The organism is Desulfovibrio sp. 1188_IL3213, assembly GCF_036763145.1.
Taxonomy (GTDB): Bacteria; Desulfobacterota; Desulfovibrionia; order Desulfovibrionales; family Desulfovibrionaceae; genus Desulfovibrio.
The window spans coordinates 1-2,292 of sequence record NZ_JBAIYR010000371.1 but is presented as its reverse complement, the minus strand read 5'-3'; the positions used below and the strand labels follow the sequence as shown (position 1 = coordinate 2,292).

The 2,292-nt window shown below is 58.6% G+C and carries 2 protein-coding genes and 1 pseudogene; all 3 read right to left on the bottom strand.

Annotated features, from left to right (window positions below; genetic code table 11):
• Nucleotides 1–129: 129 nt before the first annotated feature.
• Nucleotides 130–1,134, bottom strand: coding sequence for an inorganic phosphate transporter (locus V6C16_RS11545; protein WP_333536896.1), 1,005 nt, complete (start codon nucleotides 1,132–1,134; stop codon nucleotides 130–132).
• A complete protein-coding gene (locus tag V6C16_RS11540) occupies nucleotides 1,127–1,756 on the bottom strand; it encodes a DUF47 domain-containing protein (protein ID WP_333536895.1) in 630 nt (209 codons plus the stop codon). Before V6C16_RS11540 ends, V6C16_RS11545 begins: the two co-directional genes overlap by 8 nt.
• 244 nt (nucleotides 1,757–2,000) lie before the next feature.
• Nucleotides 2,001–2,292: pseudogene (locus V6C16_RS11535) on the bottom strand (hypothetical protein); the annotation flags it as partial.

Genomic DNA, 2,292 nt, shown 5'->3' with positions numbered 1-2,292 from the left:
GCCTGCCCTGGCCTGCCCTGCCGGAAGCCCTTTCCGCCCGCGAGCAAGATTTTGCTGAAGAAAGCGAGAGCGGCCCACAGTGCGTGGGCCGCTCTCGCAGCAGAATTTTTCTGTCGGCGCGTTTTTGGGCTAGTTCCAGATAAAATGCAGCAACCAGTAAGAGACAAAACCGATGCCGCCTGCGGCGGGCAGGGTAAGCACCCAGGCCGTGACAAGACTTCCGGCCACATTCCAGCGCACCGCCGAAAGGCGCTTGGTGGAACCAACGCCAAAGATGCATGCCGAGATGGTGTGGGTGGTGCTCACGGGAGCGCCCAGCATGGAGGCCCCCGTAATAACCATCGCCGCCGATGTTTCAGCCGCAAAGCCGTGTACCGGCTCCAGCTTGAAAATGCGATGACCCATGGTTTTCACGATTTTCCAGCCGCCCACGGCGGTTCCCAGAGCCATGGCCCCGGCGCAGGACAGCTTGACCCACAACGGCACTTCCACAGCGTCAATCTTGCCGAAAATGAGCAGGGCCAGGGTAATGATGCCCATGGTTTTCTGGGCGTCGTTAAGCCCGTGGCTGGTCGCCATAAAGGCGGCGGACACAAGCTGCAGCCGCCGAAAAACGCCGTTGACCGTGCGCCGGTGCATGCGGGCGCAACTCCAGAAAATAATCCACATGATCAGGTAGCCCACCAGAAAACCAGCCAGAGGCGAGGCCACCAGCGGAATGAGCACCTTGTCCACAATGCCGCCGCCATTGAGCGCGCCAAAGCCGGCATCGGCCACTGCCGCGCCGATCAGCCCGCCGATAAGGGCGTGGGAAGAGGAAGAGGGAATGCCGAAATACCAGGTTATGCAGTTCCAGCTGATGGCCCCTACCAGAGCGGCCAGCACAAGCACATGACTGCCCTCCACCACGTGGGGCAGCACGATGCCGCTGCCCAGTGTCTTGGCAACCTCGGTACCAAGCAACGCGCCGCCAAGATTCAACAGGGCCGCAGCCCCCACGGCAAAACGCGGTGTGACCACCTTGGTGGATACCACCGTGGCAATGGCGTTGGCGCAGTCGTGCGCGCCGTTGGTAAAATCGAATATCAGGGCCACCAGCACGATGAGCGCCAGCAGCACGGGAATATCAAACATTTTTCAGCACCGCTTCCTCGATGGTTTCCGCCAGCGCATTGACCTGCTCAAGCAGGATGCTCATGCGCTCATACGCCTGACTCCATTTGAGCGTCCGCATGATCTGCGGCACGGTGATCTCCTGCTGCTCATCAAGCAGTTCCGCCAGCCCCACGGCCAGCAGCATGTCGCACTCGCCCCGCAAGTTACGGAAAGCGCGGGTTTTATGACAATCGCGCCGGTGCGCCAGCCCTTCAAGCATAAGGCGGCTCAGGTCCAGCATGGCGCTGATGGTGCGGCCCATTTGCAGAGCGGGAAAACGTATGCCGGTAAACTCAAAAATATGCAGACGGGTGCTGAGACTGTGCAGACAGTCCATGCATTCTTCCTGCTCCTGATTGATGCGCAGGATGTCCTCACGATCAATGGGAGTGATGAAGGTTTGCGACAGGTCCCGGATTATCTGGCTGTGCAGAACGTCAGCCGCTTCCTCAAGAAAAGCTATTTCTTTATGCACGCGGTCCATATTGGCCACGTCTTCAAGCATCTCAACCAGCAGGCCCGCCATGCGGCGCAGAAGGCCGTTCTGCTCCTCCAGCATGGCAAAAAACGGTGCGGACTTGGGCAACAACGCAGGGAACATCCTCGCTCCTTGGGTCGGTATCAGCTCACATGGTACTTTTCCACGCGCCATACCGGTTGACGTTCCGGCGATCGCCCGTCCATCGGGCCGCCGTCTTTCTACCCGCCAAATGTATACTCACAGGGAAGATGTGCCAAGACTTCCTGCACCGGACAAATAAAACTTTTATTTCCTATAAATATATCGCTTTTAATTTCAACATATTATAGATGTTATTTTTATATAAAAAATACTGTTCGAGCACTCAACGTCCCTGTAGCCAAGGCGCTCCACCGGGTAAAACTCCGGCCAGCCAGACCCGCACCAGTTGCATGAGGGTGTCGGGCAAAGGCCAGGGCGGATCATCCGTCACTGCCGCACCGGGCAGGCGCAGTCCCCCGTGATGCAAAAAAAATCCAGCGGCATGAGGCAGCGAACAAAAAGCGGGACGCCACGCCGTATTGCCTGCTGCCGGGTGTCCGCCGGACAGCACCGGGGAAAGACAGCCGTCTGGGCCGCCATACTCTTCCGCCCCCCCATACAGGCTGTCTCCCCAC

Bases quoted from the DNA above. Each gene is read 5' to 3' on its own strand.
- V6C16_RS11545 (WP_333536896.1), bottom strand. From the start codon at position 1,134: ATGTTTGATATTCCCGTGCTGCTGGCGCTCATCGTGCTGGTGGCCCTG.
- V6C16_RS11540 (WP_333536895.1), bottom strand. From the start codon at position 1,756: ATGTTCCCTGCGTTGTTGCCCAAGTCCGCACCGTTTTTTGCCATGCTG.